Annotated in this window: 14 protein-coding genes, 1 tRNA gene and 1 pseudogene; 7 read left to right on the top strand and 9 right to left on the bottom strand. The window is 70.4% G+C overall.

The window, feature by feature from the left end:
- The first annotated feature begins 219 nt into the window (after positions 1–219).
- Positions 220–1,926 carry a bifunctional metallophosphatase/5'-nucleotidase gene (locus GA0070561_RS20895; protein WP_091403376.1) on the top strand — a complete coding sequence of 569 codons (1,707 nt, stop codon included), beginning with the start codon at positions 220–222 and terminating at the stop codon, positions 1,924–1,926.
- 581 nt (positions 1,927–2,507) lie between these two features.
- On the opposite strand, the gene GA0070561_RS20890 is transcribed toward GA0070561_RS20895, so the two are convergent.
- The gene (locus tag GA0070561_RS20890) at positions 2,508–3,791 is read right to left on the bottom strand and encodes an MFS transporter (RefSeq protein ID WP_091403373.1); all 1,284 of its coding nucleotides are present in this window, start codon (positions 3,789–3,791) and stop codon (positions 2,508–2,510) included.
- A gap of 150 nt (positions 3,792–3,941) precedes the next feature.
- On the opposite strand from GA0070561_RS20890, the gene GA0070561_RS20885 reads away from it, so the two are divergent.
- Positions 3,942–4,415 carry a hypothetical protein gene (locus GA0070561_RS20885; protein ID WP_091403371.1) on the top strand — a complete coding sequence of 158 codons (474 nt, stop codon included), beginning with the start codon at positions 3,942–3,944 and terminating at the stop codon, positions 4,413–4,415.
- Positions 4,416–4,511: 96 nt separating this feature from the next.
- Here GA0070561_RS20885 and GA0070561_RS20880 read toward each other — a convergent pair whose 3' ends face one another.
- From GA0070561_RS20880 to GA0070561_RS20865, 4 genes are all read right to left on the bottom strand, one after another.
- A complete protein-coding gene (locus tag GA0070561_RS20880) occupies positions 4,512–5,336 on the bottom strand; it encodes a class I SAM-dependent methyltransferase (RefSeq protein WP_091403369.1) in 825 nt (274 codons plus the stop codon).
- 151 nt (positions 5,337–5,487) lie between these two features.
- On the bottom strand, positions 5,488–5,859 hold the full coding sequence (locus tag GA0070561_RS20875) for a hypothetical protein (protein WP_091403367.1): 372 nt from the start codon (positions 5,857–5,859) through the stop codon (positions 5,488–5,490).
- Positions 5,860–6,027: 168 nt separating this feature from the next.
- Positions 6,028–6,104, bottom strand: a tRNA-Pro gene (locus tag GA0070561_RS20870).
- Between the two features lie 190 nt (positions 6,105–6,294).
- Entirely contained in the window at positions 6,295–7,188 is an 894-nt protein-coding gene (locus tag GA0070561_RS20865) for a metallophosphoesterase (RefSeq protein ID WP_091403364.1), read from the bottom strand.
- Positions 7,189–7,213: 25 nt separating this feature from the next.
- Here GA0070561_RS20865 and GA0070561_RS20860 point away from each other — a divergent pair, with 25 nt between their 5' ends.
- Positions 7,214–7,669, top strand: coding sequence for a GatB/YqeY domain-containing protein (locus GA0070561_RS20860; protein WP_030328082.1), 456 nt, complete (start codon positions 7,214–7,216; stop codon positions 7,667–7,669).
- 116 nt (positions 7,670–7,785) lie between these two features.
- Here GA0070561_RS20860 and GA0070561_RS20855 read toward each other — a convergent pair whose 3' ends face one another.
- Positions 7,786–10,206 (bottom strand): penicillin-binding protein, encoded by a 2,421-nt coding sequence (locus tag GA0070561_RS20855; RefSeq protein ID WP_091403621.1) that lies wholly within the window; start codon positions 10,204–10,206, stop codon positions 7,786–7,788.
- A gap of 407 nt (positions 10,207–10,613) precedes the next feature.
- On the opposite strand from GA0070561_RS20855, the gene GA0070561_RS20850 reads away from it, so the two are divergent.
- Entirely contained in the window at positions 10,614–10,934 is a 321-nt protein-coding gene (locus tag GA0070561_RS20850; RefSeq protein WP_030328078.1) for a WhiB family transcriptional regulator, read from the top strand.
- Positions 10,935–10,940: 6 nt separating this feature from the next.
- On the opposite strand, the gene bagB is transcribed toward GA0070561_RS20850, so the two are convergent.
- The 3 genes and pseudogenes from bagB to GA0070561_RS20835 form a co-directional block, all read right to left on the bottom strand.
- Positions 10,941–12,092: an ArsA family ATPase gene (gene bagB, locus GA0070561_RS20845; RefSeq protein WP_091403361.1), complete on the bottom strand. Its 1,152-nt coding sequence runs from the start codon at positions 12,090–12,092 to the stop codon at positions 10,941–10,943.
- A 53-nt stretch (positions 12,093–12,145) separates the two neighbouring features.
- The gene (gene bagA, locus GA0070561_RS20840) at positions 12,146–13,123 is read right to left on the bottom strand and encodes an ATPase BagA (protein ID WP_091403358.1); all 978 of its coding nucleotides are present in this window, start codon (positions 13,121–13,123) and stop codon (positions 12,146–12,148) included.
- Positions 13,124–13,149: 26 nt separating this feature from the next.
- Positions 13,150–13,737, bottom strand: a pseudogene (locus GA0070561_RS20835) (Rv0361 family membrane protein); the annotation flags it as partial.
- Positions 13,738–14,282: 545 nt separating this feature from the next.
- Here GA0070561_RS20835 and GA0070561_RS20830 point away from each other — a divergent pair.
- The 3 genes from GA0070561_RS20830 to GA0070561_RS20820 are packed head-to-tail and all read left to right on the top strand — an operon-like array spanning position 14,283 to position 15,423.
- Positions 14,283–14,765: a hypothetical protein gene (locus GA0070561_RS20830; RefSeq protein WP_091403353.1), complete on the top strand. Its 483-nt coding sequence runs from the start codon at positions 14,283–14,285 to the stop codon at positions 14,763–14,765.
- 44 nt (positions 14,766–14,809) lie between these two features.
- Complete coding sequence (gene sp36 / locus GA0070561_RS33655) at positions 14,810–14,965, top strand: Sp36 family protein (RefSeq protein ID WP_007466198.1); 156 nt, start codon at positions 14,810–14,812, stop codon at positions 14,963–14,965.
- Positions 14,962–15,423: a RidA family protein gene (locus GA0070561_RS20820; protein ID WP_091403351.1), complete on the top strand. Its 462-nt coding sequence runs from the start codon at positions 14,962–14,964 to the stop codon at positions 15,421–15,423. The genes sp36 and GA0070561_RS20820 overlap by 4 nt, the downstream gene beginning before the upstream one ends.
- Positions 15,424–15,467 lie beyond the last annotated feature (44 nt).

The raw sequence follows: 15,467 nt of genomic DNA, 5'->3' as shown, positions 1-15,467 counted from the left end.
GTCCGGCAGACCGCGTTAAACGATGATCGATAGCGGCCTCGGCGTACGCGCTGCTCCGATGCGCTGCCCGGGTCGACCGGTGGGCGTCCGGATGAGAGGCTGTCGGGGCGGGGGCCATGCTCAACCACCGTCATCCGCGACCCTTTCGACGGCGTCCGTCGGCGGCCCGGTCGACCCAGAGGCCAGGCACCGTACGCGCCGATTCTCACGAGGAGATCCATGTTCATACCCGGGATGCGTCGGGCCACTGTCGGCCTGACCGCGCTCGCGGTGGCCGCTTTCGGCGCGGTCGCCACCAGCCCTGAGCAGGCCGACGCCGGGCCGAAGCCGGTCGACGTCACCCTGCTCGCCCTCAACGACTTCCACGGCAACCTCGAACCGCCGACCGGGTCCAGCGGCACCATCGCCGGGCAGACCGCGGGCGGCGTCGAGTTCCTGGCCACCCACCTTGCCGAGCTGCGTGCCGCAGCCAAGAAGCAGAACACCATCACCGTTGCCGCCGGTGACCTGATCGGTGCGTCCCCGCTGCTCTCCGCCGCGTTCCACGACGAGCCGACCATCGAGGCGCTGAGCATGGCCGGGCTGGACTACGCCAGCGTCGGCAACCACGAGTTCGACGAAGGCGCGGCCGAGCTGCTGCGAATCCAGAACGGCGGCTGCCACCCGGTGGACGGTTGCGCCGACGGAACCCCGTACCGAGGTGCGGGCTTCCAGTACCTGTCCGCGAACGCCTTCAAGACCGCCACCGGCAAGCCGCTGATGGCGCCGTACGCGATCCACAAGGTGCAGGGCGTCAAGGTCGGCTTCATCGGGATGACCCTGGAGGGCACCCCGCAGATCGTCAGCCAGCAGGGCGTCGCCGGCCTCAGCTTCGCCGACGAGGCGGACACCGCCAACCGGTACGCGCGCGAGCTGCGCCGCAAGGGCGTACAGGCGATCGTCGTGCTGCTGCACGAGGGCGGCGCCCAGGCGTCGACCGGCGGCATCAACGACTGCGTCGGCATGACCGGCCCCATCGTGGACATCACCAACCGGATGGACCCGTCGATCGACGTGGTGGTCAGCGGGCACACCCACCAGGCGTACAACTGCGACATCAACGGCAAGCTGGTCACCAGTGCCAGCTCGTTCGGTCGCCTGGTCACCGACATCGACCTCAAGATCGACCGCCGGAGCGGGGACGTGATCTCCGCCGCCGCGAACAACGTCGTGGTCACCCGCGACGTGGCCCCGGACCGGAGGCAGACCGCGCTGATCAACCGGTACAAGACGGTGCTCGGCCCGGTCGCCGACCGCCAGGTCGGCGTGACCGCCACCGCGATCACCAAGACCCAGGAAACCCTCTTTGGTACGACCCTGGGCGAGTCGCCACTGGGCAACCTGATCGCCGACGCGCAGCTCGCCGCCACCGATGACGAGCAGAATGCGGTCGCCGCCTTCATGAACCCGGGTGGGGTCCGGGCGGACCTCAACGCCGGCCCGGTCACCTACGAGGAGGCGTTCACGGTACAGCCGTTCGCCAACAACCTGGTGACGCTCGACCTGACCGGTGCGCAGCTCTACTGCGTACTGGAACAGCAGTTCGTCACCGGTCGGACCCTGTACCCGTCGGCCACCGTGGGCTACGTGGTCGACCCGAACGGCACCACCGGTACGGTCGCCGACCCGTGCGCCGGCACCCGGGTGGTCCGGGGCAGCCTCACCCTCGGCGGCACCACCGTCGACACCGCCGCCACCTACCGGGTGACGGTGAACAACTTCCTGGCCGGCGGCGGTGACGGTTTCAGCACCTTCACCGGCGGGACGAACCTGGTCACCGGCCAGATCGACCTGGACGCGTTCGTGGCCTACCTGACCGCCCAGTCGCCGGTCTCCGCGCCGACGCTGGACCGGATCCGCACCACCGCCGAGGTCCCCGCCGCCTGACGGCCGACCCCGCGATCATCGGGCCCCGGAGCACCAGCTCCGGGGCCCGACCCGTCTCAGACACCGTCTGCCCCGGCCGTGCCCGCCCGCGCCCGTGCCTGCCCCGGCCGTCCCAGACACCGCCTGCCCCGGCCGTGCCTGCCCGCGCTCGTGCCTGGCTGCCCGCGCCCGTGCCGCCTGCGCCCGTGCCGCCTGCGCCCGTGCCGCCCGCGCACGCTCTCTGGGCAAGATCGCGCTCGAACATGGATGTAGTGGCATCGGTACGCGCCGGATGCCACTACATCCAGGATTTAGCACGATCTTGGACCTCGACAAGATCAATGACGAGGCCAATAAGGAAGGTCCGCGCAACTTCCCGGATGTTGCTGCCTCCCGCGCGCCCGAGGCACCAACTTCCGGGAAGTTGGTGCCTCGGGCGCGAGGCGCAGGGCGCGGGGGCCGAGGCGCAGGGCGCGGGGGCGCGAGGCGCAGGGCGCGGGGGTGCGGGGTGCGAAGCGCGGGGGCGCGAGGCGCAGGGCGCGGGGGTGCGAGGCGCGAGGCGGCGCGCTGCGGGGTGCGGGGTGCGGAGGGGGTGTTCGAGGTCAGGCGGGGGCGGGCGTGGGGGTGGGGGATGCCGGGGTGGCCGTCGGGAGGCCGTCCTGCTCCGTGGTGAGCAGCCGGCGCAGGGAGAGCGCGACAAGCGACGCGACCAGGCAGCCGCCGACCACCGTCGCCACCCAGACCATGCCGTTGGCGGCGCCGATGAGCGGGCCGGCGGTCACCGGGCCGATCACGCCGCTGATTCCGAAGATCATCGAACTCATCGCGTTGTACCGGCCGCGCAGCTCGTCGGTGGCCAGCGCGTTGGTCAGTGCGGGCATCACCGGGGACAGCATCGTCTCGCCGAAGCCGAAGATCGCCGAGCAGAGCACCACGCACAGGGCGGCCAGCACGGCGTTCTCAGCACTGACCAGGCCGGCCGCGCCGAGGACCAGCCAGGCGGCGGCGAACACCGCTCCCACCACTGCCAACGCCCGGGTGCGGCTGCGCCCCTCGATCCGGCGGATAACCAGGAGTTGCGCGAGCACGATCATCACGGTATTGGCCGCGAGTGCCCAGGCCACGACACGGGGGTTCACCTCGGCCACCCGCACCGCGTACGCGGCGAAGCCCACCTCCACCTGCGCGTAGCCGCAGGTGGTGAGGATCAGCCCGAAGATCACCAGCCGCCGGAACGGGCGGTCGCGGAGCACCGTCAGGTAGCCACCGGGCGACGGCTCGCCGACGCCTCGACGTTTGCCGAGTCGGTGGCCCACCCCGGGCAGGGTGAGCAGGATCAGCGCCGGCATCAGGTAGGTCACCGCGTCCAGCAGGTAGATCGCCTGGAAGGTGCCGGGCCGGGCGGTGTCGACGATCGCGCCGGAGGTCATGCCGCCGATGCCGATGCCGAGGTTGAGCAGGGCGAAGTTCAACCCGAAGACGCGTTGCCGCTCATCGTCGTCGGTCAGCGACGCGAGGATGGTGTTCTGCCCGGACCAGATCGCCGAGCTGCCGATGGCGATCACCGTCATCACCAGCAGGGCCGAGCCGGTCGAGTGGACCAGCGCCAGCGAGCCGGTGCCGATCGCCTCGATCAGCAGGCAGGGCACCACCACCCGGCGGGCGCCGATCCGGTCGATCAGTGTCCCGCCCAGCGGCGACAGGGCCAGGGTGACCACGCCGTACCAGCCGATGACGAGCCCGGCACGGGTGTCGGTGAGCCCGCGTACGTCGGTCAGGTAGATGAACAGGAACGGCAGGGTCAGACCCCGCCCGATCGCCGACAGCAGAGTGCCGAGGAGGATCCGGCGAGCTTCCGAACGGCGGGGCAGGGCACGACGCAGCATGCCGGCATTCTGTTCGGTGGGTCTGACGCCGCGCGAACCGTTTTGGCCACGCCTCGCGGTCACCGGGGCCGGCGGGTGACCAATCCCACGTTGATCCACTCGCCCTGGTCGCGGCCGATCGGTGTCCGCCGGGTCTGCGATGCTGGCGCGATGACCGGCACCTGGCGACATCTGCCCGCTACCGCCCGCGCCATCGCGTTGACCGCAACGACGGCCGTCGCCGCCGCCCAGGCACGCGACGGTCAGGCGTACGACGAGGCGGTCGGCGGTCTCGCCGCGGACGAGCGTTCCGGCCTGGTGCTCGGCGCGGTGGTGCGGTTGCTGCTGGAGGAGAGCCATCCGGACGGGTTGACCGGCGACGACATCCGCCAGGTGTTGACCCGCTGCGTGCAGGAGTCGACGCGGTGGCGAACGGATGTCGACCCGCACGTGGTGCTCGTCCTGCTGGCCGGCGCGTTGGGCGTGTACGACCCCGAGAGCGACGAGTCACCGCCGGACGCGTCGGCTGTGGCTCGACACGCTCCGCTGCTGGTGGCCGACCTGTTGGCGGCGACCAGCGTGCCGTTGGACGACTACCTGGCCGCCGCGTTCGCCGAGATCGAGCGCACCGAACGGCAGGACTGAGATCGAGCGCACCGAACGGCAGGACTGAGATCGAGCGCACCGAATGGCACGACCGACCGGCCCGCGCCACCTCGAGCGGGGTGGCGCGGACGGGTGTCAGGCCGGGTCGGTGGTCCTCTGCGCCACGACCTCCAGGTACTCCGCCGGGATCCGGACCGTGGCGTCGGTGGCGCGGTTGTGGATGCGGGCCAGCTCCACCAGATCGGCGTGCAGGTCCGGGCGTCGCTCCTCGGGCAGTGCCTCGAACGCCTTCAACGTCGGACCGTAGTTGACCCGGAAGAAGTCGGCGAACTCCTCTGGTGTGCCGAAGCGGAAGACGAACTCCCGGCGTACCGTCCGCAGTTCACCCACTGCCGTGCCGAGCAGCTCGCGGACCCGGCCCTCGTCGCCCCACTCGACCGGCGGGCGCAGCCCTGCCGGTGGCGGCACATGCCGCCCCACCGTGCGGAACAGGTCGCCGATGAAGCCCTGCGGCGTCCACGACGCCAGCGCCACCGTGCCGCCGGGCCGGCAGACCCGGACCAACTCCGCCGCCGCCCGCTCCTGGTCCGGCGCGAACATCACCCCGACGACGGAGAGCACGGCGTCGAAGGACCCGTCGGCGTACGCCAGGCGCTCCGCGTCGCCGGTCACGAACGTGACCGGGAGTCGTTCAGCGGCGGCGCGGGCCTGGCCGCGTTCCAACAGTTCGGGTACGTAGTCGACGCCGGTCACGACGCAGCCGCAGCGGGCGGCGGCGATGGCGGCGTTGCCGGACCCGGTCGCCACGTCGAGTACGCGGGCGCCGGCGGAAAGGTCGGCGGCGGTCACCAGAAGCTCGGAGATCGGATGGATGAGCGCGGCGACGGCGCCGTAGTCACCGCTGGCCCACGTCACCTGCTGGCGTGCCTTCACGGCGATGAGATCGGGTGCGATGGTCATCGGTGGTCTCCCTCGGACAGTGTGGTGTGCCACTGACGGTAGAGCTGGCAGCATTCGGGGGGATCGGTAGAAACACCTATATCGGCAGCTCAAGAACCGGTCGGAGGGGTGCCCGAAAGGCGTCGCCGTGCCGGGGATCATCGCGAAGCGGTCACTCCTGGTTCCAGGTGTCGGTCTCGGTTGCCCGCTGTGCGCCCTGCTGGGCCACCCGACCGTTGGCAATTGTCCCGCCGGACGCGTCGAGCGCCTCCACGACGAGGCCCGCGGTGGGGTGGGGCACCTGCATGGCCGTCCCGGAGCCGCTGACGGCGCTCCTCGCCACCTCCTGCCCGTCGCGCAGGACGCGCACCGTGGTGGCGGCTGCCGGCGTCACCACGAACAGGAACTGCTGGCCCTCGCCACCGGCGGCGTCCTCGTCGATGGACACGGCCAGCCCGCCGGCGGGATCGGTCGGGTCGGTCGTCGCAGTGAAGGTCGCAGTGAAGGAGGTGCCGGTGAAAGCAGCGGTGATGGTGAACAGCAAGGGGTGCCGCTGCCGTGCCGTCGGGCGGGATCCACGGTTGAGGCGCCTGAGGGTGGGTCACACGCGGACGCCAGCCACGCAGCCGTAGTCACGGGAACCGGTCGACAGGGCTTGCTGGGGCAGACAAAAAGGCCAGGTGAGAGGGAATCTCACCTGGCCTTCGGCCTCTGGTCGGGGTGGCCGGATTCGAACCGACGACCTCTTCGTCCCGAACGAAGCGCGCTACCAAGCTGCGCCACACCCCGAGGCGTGCCGACAAATAGTAGCCCACCCGCCCCGATGGTCAAACTCGGTACCCCCGCCGCTCCGACCCTGCCCGGAGTGGCCAAGATCCGCACAACTTCCAGGATGTTGCTGCCTCACGACGCGCCGAGGCAGCAACATCCCTGATGGTGCGCGAATCTTGAAGCGGGCGGGGGCGGCGCAGCGGGGCGGTCAGCGGGGGATGAGGGTCAGGATGCTGGCCTCCGGGGGGCAGGCGAAGCGGATCGGGGCGGTCGGGTGGGTGCCGAGGCCGGCGGAGACGTGCAGCCAGGAGTCCGAGCCCGGCCACCGGTGCAGGCCGCGCGCCATCGAGCGGGGCAGGCCGCAGTTGGTCACCAGCGCCCCGAAGCCCGGTACGCAGACCTGACCACCGTGGGTGTGCCCGGCCAGCAGCAGCCCGAAGCCGTCCGCCGCCATCTGGTCGAGCACCCGTGGCTCGGGTGAGTGCGTCAGCGCGATGGAGAGGTCCGCCGAGGACGACACCGCGCCGGCCACGGAGGGGTAGTCGTCCCGGTCGATGTGCGGGTCGTCGACGCCGACCAGGTCGAGCTGTCGGCCGCCGGCCTTCAGCATGGTCCGGGCGTTGTTGAGGTCCGCCCAGCCGGCGCCGGTGAAGACCTGACGCAACTCCTCGTAGGGCAGCTCGACGCCCTCGGTGTACTCCCGGTCGGGCAGGAAGTAGGTGAAGGGGTTCTTCAACACCGGCCCGGTGTAGTCGTTGGAGCCGAACACGAACGCGCCCGGGTAGTCCAGCAGTGGTTGCAGGGCCCGCAGCACCCCGGGCACCGCACCAGGGTGTGCCATGTTGTCGCCGGTCACCACCACCAGGTCGGGGTCGAGGGCGGCCAGCGATGCCACCCAGCGCTGCTTGCGCGCCTGGTCGGGCATCATGTGCAGGTCCGACAGGTGCAGCACGCGCAGCGGCTCCGCGTCGGCCGGAAGCACCGGCACGTCGTACCGCCGCAGGGTGAACATGTTGCGCTCGACGAGCGACGCGTACGCGAGGGTGGCCGCGCCGATCGTGGCGGTTCCGGCGGCGAGCCGGAATAGTGTGCGCTTTCGCATGGCGTTCAGGGTAGTTTGACCCTCCATGAGCACGCTGAAGGACCGCCTCACTGCCGACATGCGTTCCGCGCTCAAGGCGCGCGACGAGCTGACCACCTCCACGCTGCGGATGGCCCTGGCCGCCGTCGGCACCGCCGAGGTCGCCGGCAAGGCCAAGCGCGAGCTCACCGATGACGAGGTGCTCGCGGTGCTGACCAAGGAAGCCAAGAAGCGTCGGGAGGCGGCCACCGCCTTCGCCGACGCCGGGCGCGCCGAGCAGGCCGCGAAGGAGAGCGCCGAGGGTGAGGTGTTGGACCGCTACCTGCCCAAGCAGCTCTCAGACGCCGAGCTGACCGAGCTGGTGTCGGGGGCGCTCGCCGCGGGCGGCTTCACCGGCAAGGCCCAGATGGGCCCGGCGATGAAGGCGGCCCAGGCCGCGGTGGCGGGCCAGGCCGAGGGTGGCCGGGTGGCTGCCGAGGTACGCCGACAGCTCGGTCTCTGACCCGGCAGGGTCAGCGGGGCGGCACGACGGGTTGTCGTAGCCGCTCGCGGGCCCGGACAGACGAAACGGGCGGGCACCCGAGGAGGGTGCCCGCCCGTTGTGTCCTACCAGTCGGCTCAGCCGCCGGGGCGACCACCGGGTCGGCCCCCGGGCTGGCCGCCCTGGTTGCCGGCGGTGTTGCCCGGCGTGCTGCCGCCGCCGCTGCTGACCTCGATGGTGACAACGCCACCCTTGATCGTGCGTCCGTCCGGGCTGGTGCCGGCCGCGTCGCCCGCCTTGCAGGAGGACGGCACCTTCGCGCTGGAGACGACCGGCTCGAAGCCGGCGCCCTTGAGCCGGGACTTCGCCTGATCCACCGAAACGCACTTCACGTCGGGGATGCTGCGCTGGTCACCCTCGGAGATCTTCTGACCCGGCGCCTCAAAGTCGACCTTCGGCTTGCCCTTCATCGCGTCGCGCAGCGTCTCCCAGACCGGCGGGTTGATGCCGTCCTTCTCCGCGTGCTTCATCTCGACGTTGGTCTGCGGCCAGTCCGGGTCGGCCATGATGCCGGCGACCGCGTACTGCTTGGTCATCGCGACCAGCGCGGCGGTCTTCTCCGAGTCGGTGGTGCCGGACTTGCCGGCCACCGGATAACCGACGTCGCCGCGCACGTTGGGTGCGGTCGCCCCCGCACACCGGGACGACGGCGACTTGTCGCCGACCGGGCAGCGGGCCGCGTCCACAGCGGCGCGGGCCACCTCGGTGCTGAACCGCTTCTCGCAGCGCGGGTTGGCGATGTCCAGCTTGTTGCCCTCCGGGTCGCGGATCTCCTGCACCGGGATCGGTTCGCAGTACTTGCCGTCCGCGGCCAGGGTGGCGTAGGCGTTGGCCAGATCCAGCGGAGTGGTCTGTGAGACGCCCAGGGTGAAGGCGCCCCACTGGTGCGCGCCCTTCTCCAGATCCAGGTCTTCCTGGGACCGGAAGTTGATGCCCAGCCGCTTGGCGGCCTTGACCACGTTCTCGGCGCCGACCTGCTGCTGGAGCGGCACGAAGTAGGTGTTCACCGACCGGCCGAACGCGCTCCACATGTTGTGTACGCCGGCCATGCTCTCGGTCGAGTTGGTGGGGCAGTAGAGGTTGGTCCCCGGGCAGGCCGCCGGGCCAGGCCGGATGATGTATTCCGACCGGAACTGCTTCGGCGCGTTGATCGTGTGGCTGAGCGGAATGCCCTTTTCCAGCGCCGCGACGATGGTGAACATCTTGAACGTCGACCCGGCCTGGTAGCCGGTGATGCCGTCACCACCGGTGAGCAGCGGGTTGACCGTCGCCGGGTAGTTGCCCCGAATCTTCTTCTTGCTCTTCGCGGGATCGCTGGAGAGCTTGTTCTTCGGGTTCTTCGGGTCGTCGAGCTTGAACTGCCGGTTGACCGCGAGCGCGCGTACCCGGCCGGTGCCCGGCTCGACCACCGCGACCATTGCCGCTTCCTTGCTGTTCACGCTCTTGGCCTTACGGACCGCCTTGTCCGCGGCGCGCTGCGCCTGGACGTCGATCGTGGTCACGACGTTGTAGCCGCCGCTCTTCAGCCGCCGCTCCCGGTCGTACCTGGTCGAGCCGAACGTCTCCTGATCCATCCACCAGCGGTAGAAGTAGTCGCAGAAGAAGCCCCACTCGTTGACGTTGGCGGCGACGCAGCCGTTCGGGGTGCGCTTGTCCTTCACGACCAGCTCGGTCGCCTTGGCGGCGTCCGCCTCCTGCTGGGTGATGGCCTTGATGTCGACCATGTTCTGGATGACGTAGTCGCGCCGGTCCTTGGCGAGCGGGTAACCCGCCTCGGTGGTCGGGTCGTTCGTCGTCGGCGCCTTGACCATGCCGGCCAGCAACGCCGCTTCCTCGATCTTCAGCTTGCTCGGCGGCTTACCGAAGTAGACCTGGCTGGCGGCGTAGATGCCGTACGCGCCGTTGCCGAACGAGGCCAGGTTGAGGTAGCGGGTGAGGATCTCGTCCTTGGAGAATTCCTTGTCGACCTGGAGGGCCAGCCGCATCTCGCGCAGCTTGCGGGCGCTGGTGTCCTCGGTCGCCGCGACGACGTCCGCCGGGTGGGTGGCCGAGTAGGCGATGGCCAGCCGGACGTACTGCATGGTCAGCGTCGAGGCGCCCTGCCGGCCGGAGCCTTCGCTCTGGTTGTTGACGAACGCACGGGCGACACCGTTGATGTCGACGCCGTTGTGCTTGTAGAACTCATGGTCCTCGGCCGCGATGATGGCCTTCTGCATGGCCGGCGAGATGTCGGCGAGCTTGACGTCCCGTCGGTTCTCGTCGTACATCGTCGCGAGCGGTGTCTTGCCGTCCGATGCCAGCAGGTAGCTGATCTGTGGCGCGCGGGCCACCGTCAGCTCCGTTGGCAGGGCACCGAATGTCTCGGCGCCGGCCTTCGCGGCCAAGCCGGACATCGCTACCGCGGGGAAGGCCGCCGCAGCGACCACCACGCCGGCCAGCAGGCCACACACGAGTAGCGATGCGGCATTGGTCAGCACATTGTGGTCACGTTTCCGCATCCAGGTCACCTCGACAGGGTACGCGAGTAGGGAACGAGGGGCGCTGGGGCGTTCTTTCCCCATTTCCTGCGCGCGCTGCCCTCGTTGTGCTAAACGCACGACCCCCGGTGCTTGGTTGCGTGTGAACTGGCGTGAGTCTCCTCCGATTCAGTGAGGTGGCGCAGCGTTATCGCTGACCTCGGCGGGGTAACCGGCGGTCGAAGGCCCGGGAAGCCGGGAGTGTCCGAAATGATGGATTTCGTCGACAACGTTGCGTAATCAGTCGACTACAGAGCATGATGGGGGCGGCGACAGCGCCACATGTCGTCCGCGTCGCCTTGGGGAAGGCGGGCCGGGCGATCGGGGGGAATTGCCGGCTGACGTGCATCGACGAGGTCGGTAGGTACTGCAAGGGGGGACGTGTACACATGGGCATGATCACTGACTGGCCGTCGCTGGCGGCATGTCAGAACGGGGACCCGGACGCGTTGTTCGTACAGGGCGCCGAACAGAACGTGGCGAAGCGGATCTGCCGGAGCTGCCCAGTTCGGTACGAGTGCCTGGCCGACGCGCTGGACAACCGGATCGAGTTCGGTGTGTGGGGCGGCATGACCGAACGCGAACGGCGGGCGCTACTGCGTCGTCACCCGCAGGTGACGAGCTGGCGCAAGATGTTCGAGGCCGCGATGAAGAAGAACAGCAAGGACAAGGCCGGCAAGGACAAGATTCTCGTCAGCGCGGCCAACTGACGCCGGTCACGGCCGGCTGATCGCCGCGCCGATCGTCCGTAGCCCGTCGACGTCGTGCACGTCGGCGGGCTGCGCCGTGACCGAAACCGCCGGCACGGCCGGGAACGCCTCGGTGAAGCGCGCGGCGACCTGCTGCTCGCGTACCGCCTGGCGAGCCAACGCCGCGTGCGCCCGCAGCACGTCGGCGGTGGCCTCATGTCCACCCAGCTGGGTCAGCCGCTCGGCGGCGACCCGGCTCTGCTCGGCGTCCAGCTCCGGAACCGCCGGGCGGTGCACCCGGTTGAGCACCAGGCCGGCCAGTGGCATCCGCTCGTCCCGCAGCCGACCCGCGAAGTAGGCGGCCTCCCGGACCGCGTCCGGCTCCGGCGTCGCGACCAGCAGAAAGGCCGTCTCCCGCGCCTGCAGGATGCGGTACGTCTGCTCGGCGCGCTGCCGGAAACCACCGAACATCGAATCCAGTGCCGCCACGAAGCCGGACAGGTCGGTGAGCAGCTGCGCGCCGAGCACCTTCTGCACCACCTTCGAGAACATCCCGAACGAGGCCGTGACCAGGCTGAACATGCTCCGCCCGCCGCTGCGCGCCGGGGCCAGGAGCAGCCGCAGCATCCGACCGTCGAGGAAACGGGAGAGCCGAGCCGGCGCATCCAGGAAGTCCAGTGCCGAGCGGGAGGGTGGAGTGTCCACCACGATCAGGTCCCACTCGCCCCGGGCGTGCAACTGGCCCAGCTTCTCCATTGCCATGTATTCCTGCGTGCCGGCGAAGGTCGAACTCATCGCCTGGTAGAACGGGTTCGCGAAGATCTCCGCGGCCTTCGTCGGGTCGGTGTGCTGCAACACCACGTCGTCGAAGGTGCGCTTCATGTCCAGCATCATGGCGTGCAACTCGCCGCCACTGCTCTCGACGTCGATCCCCTTGACCTGGCGAGGGGTGTTGTCCAGCTCGGTCAGGCCCAGCGACTGGGCCAGCCGGCGGGCCGGGTCGATGGTGAGCACCACAGTGCGTCGGCCATGGTGCTCGGCGGCCCGCAGCGCCAGCGCCGCGGCCGTGGTCGTCTTTCCCACTCCGCCGGCACCGCAGCACACGACGATCCGCACGCCTGGGTCGGCGAGGATCTGGTCGACGTCCAGCTGCGGCGCCGCGTCTTCGGAAGGCACCAATCGAGCGTATCGGGCCGGTGGGTCCGCGCGCCCGTGCTGCGCTCAGGTGTGAGTCATTCGGCGCGGACGAGGGCCTGGGCCAGCGTCGCGAGCCCCGCCCGATCAACCCCATCGGGCAGCAACGGCAGCTCGATCATCGGCAGCCCCAACTCCACCAGGTCGGCGCGGAGCGAATCTTCCAGTTCGCGCCGGATGAGCTGATCACGCGCCTCATCGTGCAACCCGGCCACGATGTCCCGATCGGCCGGCAGCCCGGCGGCGACCAGCCCGCGCTTCAACTCCGCGGCGGTGACCGCCGCTCCGGCGGGCAGCGGCGGTCGGACTCCGTTGACGAGCACCTTCCCGACGCCGAAGCCGAGGGCGGTCAGGTCGGCGATCGCGTCGACCGTCTCCTGGATCGGCATCTCCTCCAGCAGCGTGACCACGTGCACCGCGGTCATCGGGGACCGCAGCAACGCGGCGACCCCCTCGCTCTGGGTCTTGATCGGGCCCACCTTGGCCAGCCGGGCGGTCTCCGCCGTCACGTTGAGGAACCGGCCGATCCGCCCGGTCGGCGGGGCGTCCAGCACCACCGCGTCGTACGCGCGCCGCTGCCCGGTGGTGCGGGTGGTGGCCTCCTTCACCTTGCCGGTGAGGAGGACGTCCCGCAGGCCGGGCGCGATGGTGGTGGCGAAGTCGATGGCGCCGAGCTTGCGCAGTGCCCGGCCCGCCGCGCCCAGTTTGTAGAACATGTCCAGGTACTCGAGCAGCGCCTCCTCGGCGTCCACCGCGAGCGCGCGCACCTCACCGCCGTCCGGCGCGTCGGCGAGGTGCCGCTCCTCGTAGGGCAGCGGCTCGATGCCGAACAGCTGGGCGATGCCCTGCCGCCCCTCGACCTCGACCAGCAGGGTGCGCCGGCCACCGGCGGCGAGCGCGAGGGCCAGCGCCGCCGCCACGCTGGTCTTACCGGTGCCGCCCTTACCGGTCACCACGTGGAGACGGGCGGGCCATCCGGTACCGGCCGGGTCGATCGGACGCTCAGCTGCACACACCCGTCGAGCCTATCCAGGCTCGGCGGTCAGGCGACCTCGCAGACCCACCAACCCGTCTTCTGCACCACAGTGAAGCGCAACTCCTGGTCGGCCACCTTCTCGTCTGCGGTGGTCATGGTGAGCCGGGTGGAGACGGTGGCCCGTTCCCCGGTCTGGTTGTCCACCTTCGGGGTGGTCCACCGGAAGCGCGGGTTCTGGTAGGTGGAGGCGTACTTCTCCACCTCGGCCACCTTCGCGGCGATCTTGTCGTCGTCGCGGGAAGCGGCGCAGACGCGACCGGCCGCCTTTGTCGCGTCGCGATCCTTGTAGACCGCGGTGAGGAACTCGTCGACGGCGACGGCCGGCTCCTTGGCACCCTCGCCGGTCTCGGCATCGCGCAGGGTCAGGAAGGCCACCACGCCACCCCCCACGCAGAGCACCATGATCACGATCAGGGCGATCGCCGCGATCAGCAGACCACGCTTCTTCTTCGGCTCGGCCGTGCCCTGGTAGGGCGGATAGGCCGGCGGGGCCGCGGGAATCGACGAGGGGTTCGGGGCACCAGGTTGCGACGGTGCGGCGGCCGAGGTGGGGCCGCCAGGCCCTTCCGGCTGGCTGGGGCCGCTGGGCTGCCCCGGGAAGGCCGGTGAGGTGGGGGCGGCGGAGAGTGCCGGCTGGGCGGGGGAGGCGGGGAGAGCGAGCTGCCCGGGCGGTGGAGGGGTCGGCTGGCTGGGGATGGTTGGCGCGCCGGGCTGACCGGCGGGATCCGGGTGGGCCGGTGGGTGAGCGGGTGTGCCGGCCTGGTCGCCGCTGGGCGGGTGGGTCATGTCGTTCCCCCAGGGGTGCGGCGCCCGTCGCCACCCCTGGCGCCGAGCGTGATCGAGCGGGCGGCCGGGCGCTGCGCGACCGTCCGACCGGAAGGGTAGCGGTCGATGACCGGATCGGTGTCGCCCCTGCCTGTCGAGCGGCCCAGCGATCCGGTGAGCGGTACCCGCGTCGGTTTCGGTGTCGGGCCCCCGACCTGCGGTGTGTCGCATATGTGACTGTTGGTGGCCTCTTGTGCGCGTCCTGTTGGCGGGACCGTGGCCACAGACCTACCTTCGTCCCGGTGCGGGGGCCGGAACGGACGAATGGGTCCGGGCCGGAAGCATGGTCCGAGAGGTACGACCGGAGGCAGTGCATGCGCGACGCGGACAACATCCCTCGCACCCAGTTCCCGACGAACGACCGGCCCCGCCGGCTCGGGTCCGTGGTCGAGGCCGGCGGGCAGGTCACCAACCAGCCGATCAACGAACGGTCGTACCGCCGGATGCCGGAGCAGGCGGAGACGACCCGGATGCCGAGCCAGCCCGCCGAGCGGACCCGCGAGGACGACGAGCCGGGCTTCGTCATCCACCTGCCGATCCGGGTGCCGAATCTGGCGGCGGCGACCGTGCTGGCCGGTCGGGTCGCGGTGTCCCTGGGCTTCCTGCCCGAGTTGGACGCCGGCGAGACCACCGTCTCGAACGCCGACGATCAGAACAACCGGCACCGGGTCTTCTGTGACCTGCTGCTGCCCGACCGGTCCCGCTGCCCCCAGGGGTACGAGCACGAAGGGCGCTGCGGGGAGCTGCCGGCTGCGCCGGACCAGCGTCCCGTACCTCGCCCGGCCAGCGGACCGTAGGCTGTCCCTCGAACAATTCCGCACCGAGAGGGAGCCCTTCAGCGATGCAGAAGTGGGAATACTCCACGGTCCCGCTGCTGGTCCACGCGACCAAGCAGATCCTCGACAACTGGGGCGAGGACGGGTGGGAGCTCGTCGCCGTGGTCCCCGGCCCGAATCCGGACCAGCTGGTCGCCTACCTGAAGCGGCCGAAGGCGTGAGCAACGGTCCGCACGCGAAGCTCGCCGAGCTGGGTCTCGACCTGCCCGAGGTCGTGCCGCCGGTGGCCAGTTACGTCCCGGCCGTGCAGTCCGGGCAGCACGTGTACGTTTCCGGCCAGTTGCCGATGGCCGAGGGCAAGTTGCTGGCGACCGGCAAGGTCGGCGCCGGGATCTCCGCCGAGCAGGCGAAGGATCTGGCCCAGCGGTGCGCGCTCAACGCGCTGGCTGCTGTCGACTCGCTGGTCGGCCTGGAGAACGTGGTCAAGGTGGTCAAGGTGACCGGGTTCGTGGCCTCCGCGCCGGGCTTCACCGGTCAGCCCGCCGTGATCAACGGTGCCTCGGATCTCTTCGGCACCGTCTTCGGGGAGGCCGGCCGGCACGCGCGCAGCGCGGTGGGCGTGGCCGAGTTGCCCCTGGACGCCCCGGTGGAGATCGAGCTGATCGTCGAGGTCGCCTGACGCGTCCCCATCGCCCCGCGATCTTGCACTTTCTGCTCGGACGA

Source organism: Micromonospora saelicesensis (assembly GCF_900091575.1).
GTDB lineage: Bacteria > Actinomycetota > Actinomycetes > Mycobacteriales > Micromonosporaceae > Micromonospora > Micromonospora saelicesensis.
Note: the sequence above shows the minus strand (reverse complement) of the source record. Positions and strands in the feature narration are given on the sequence as shown.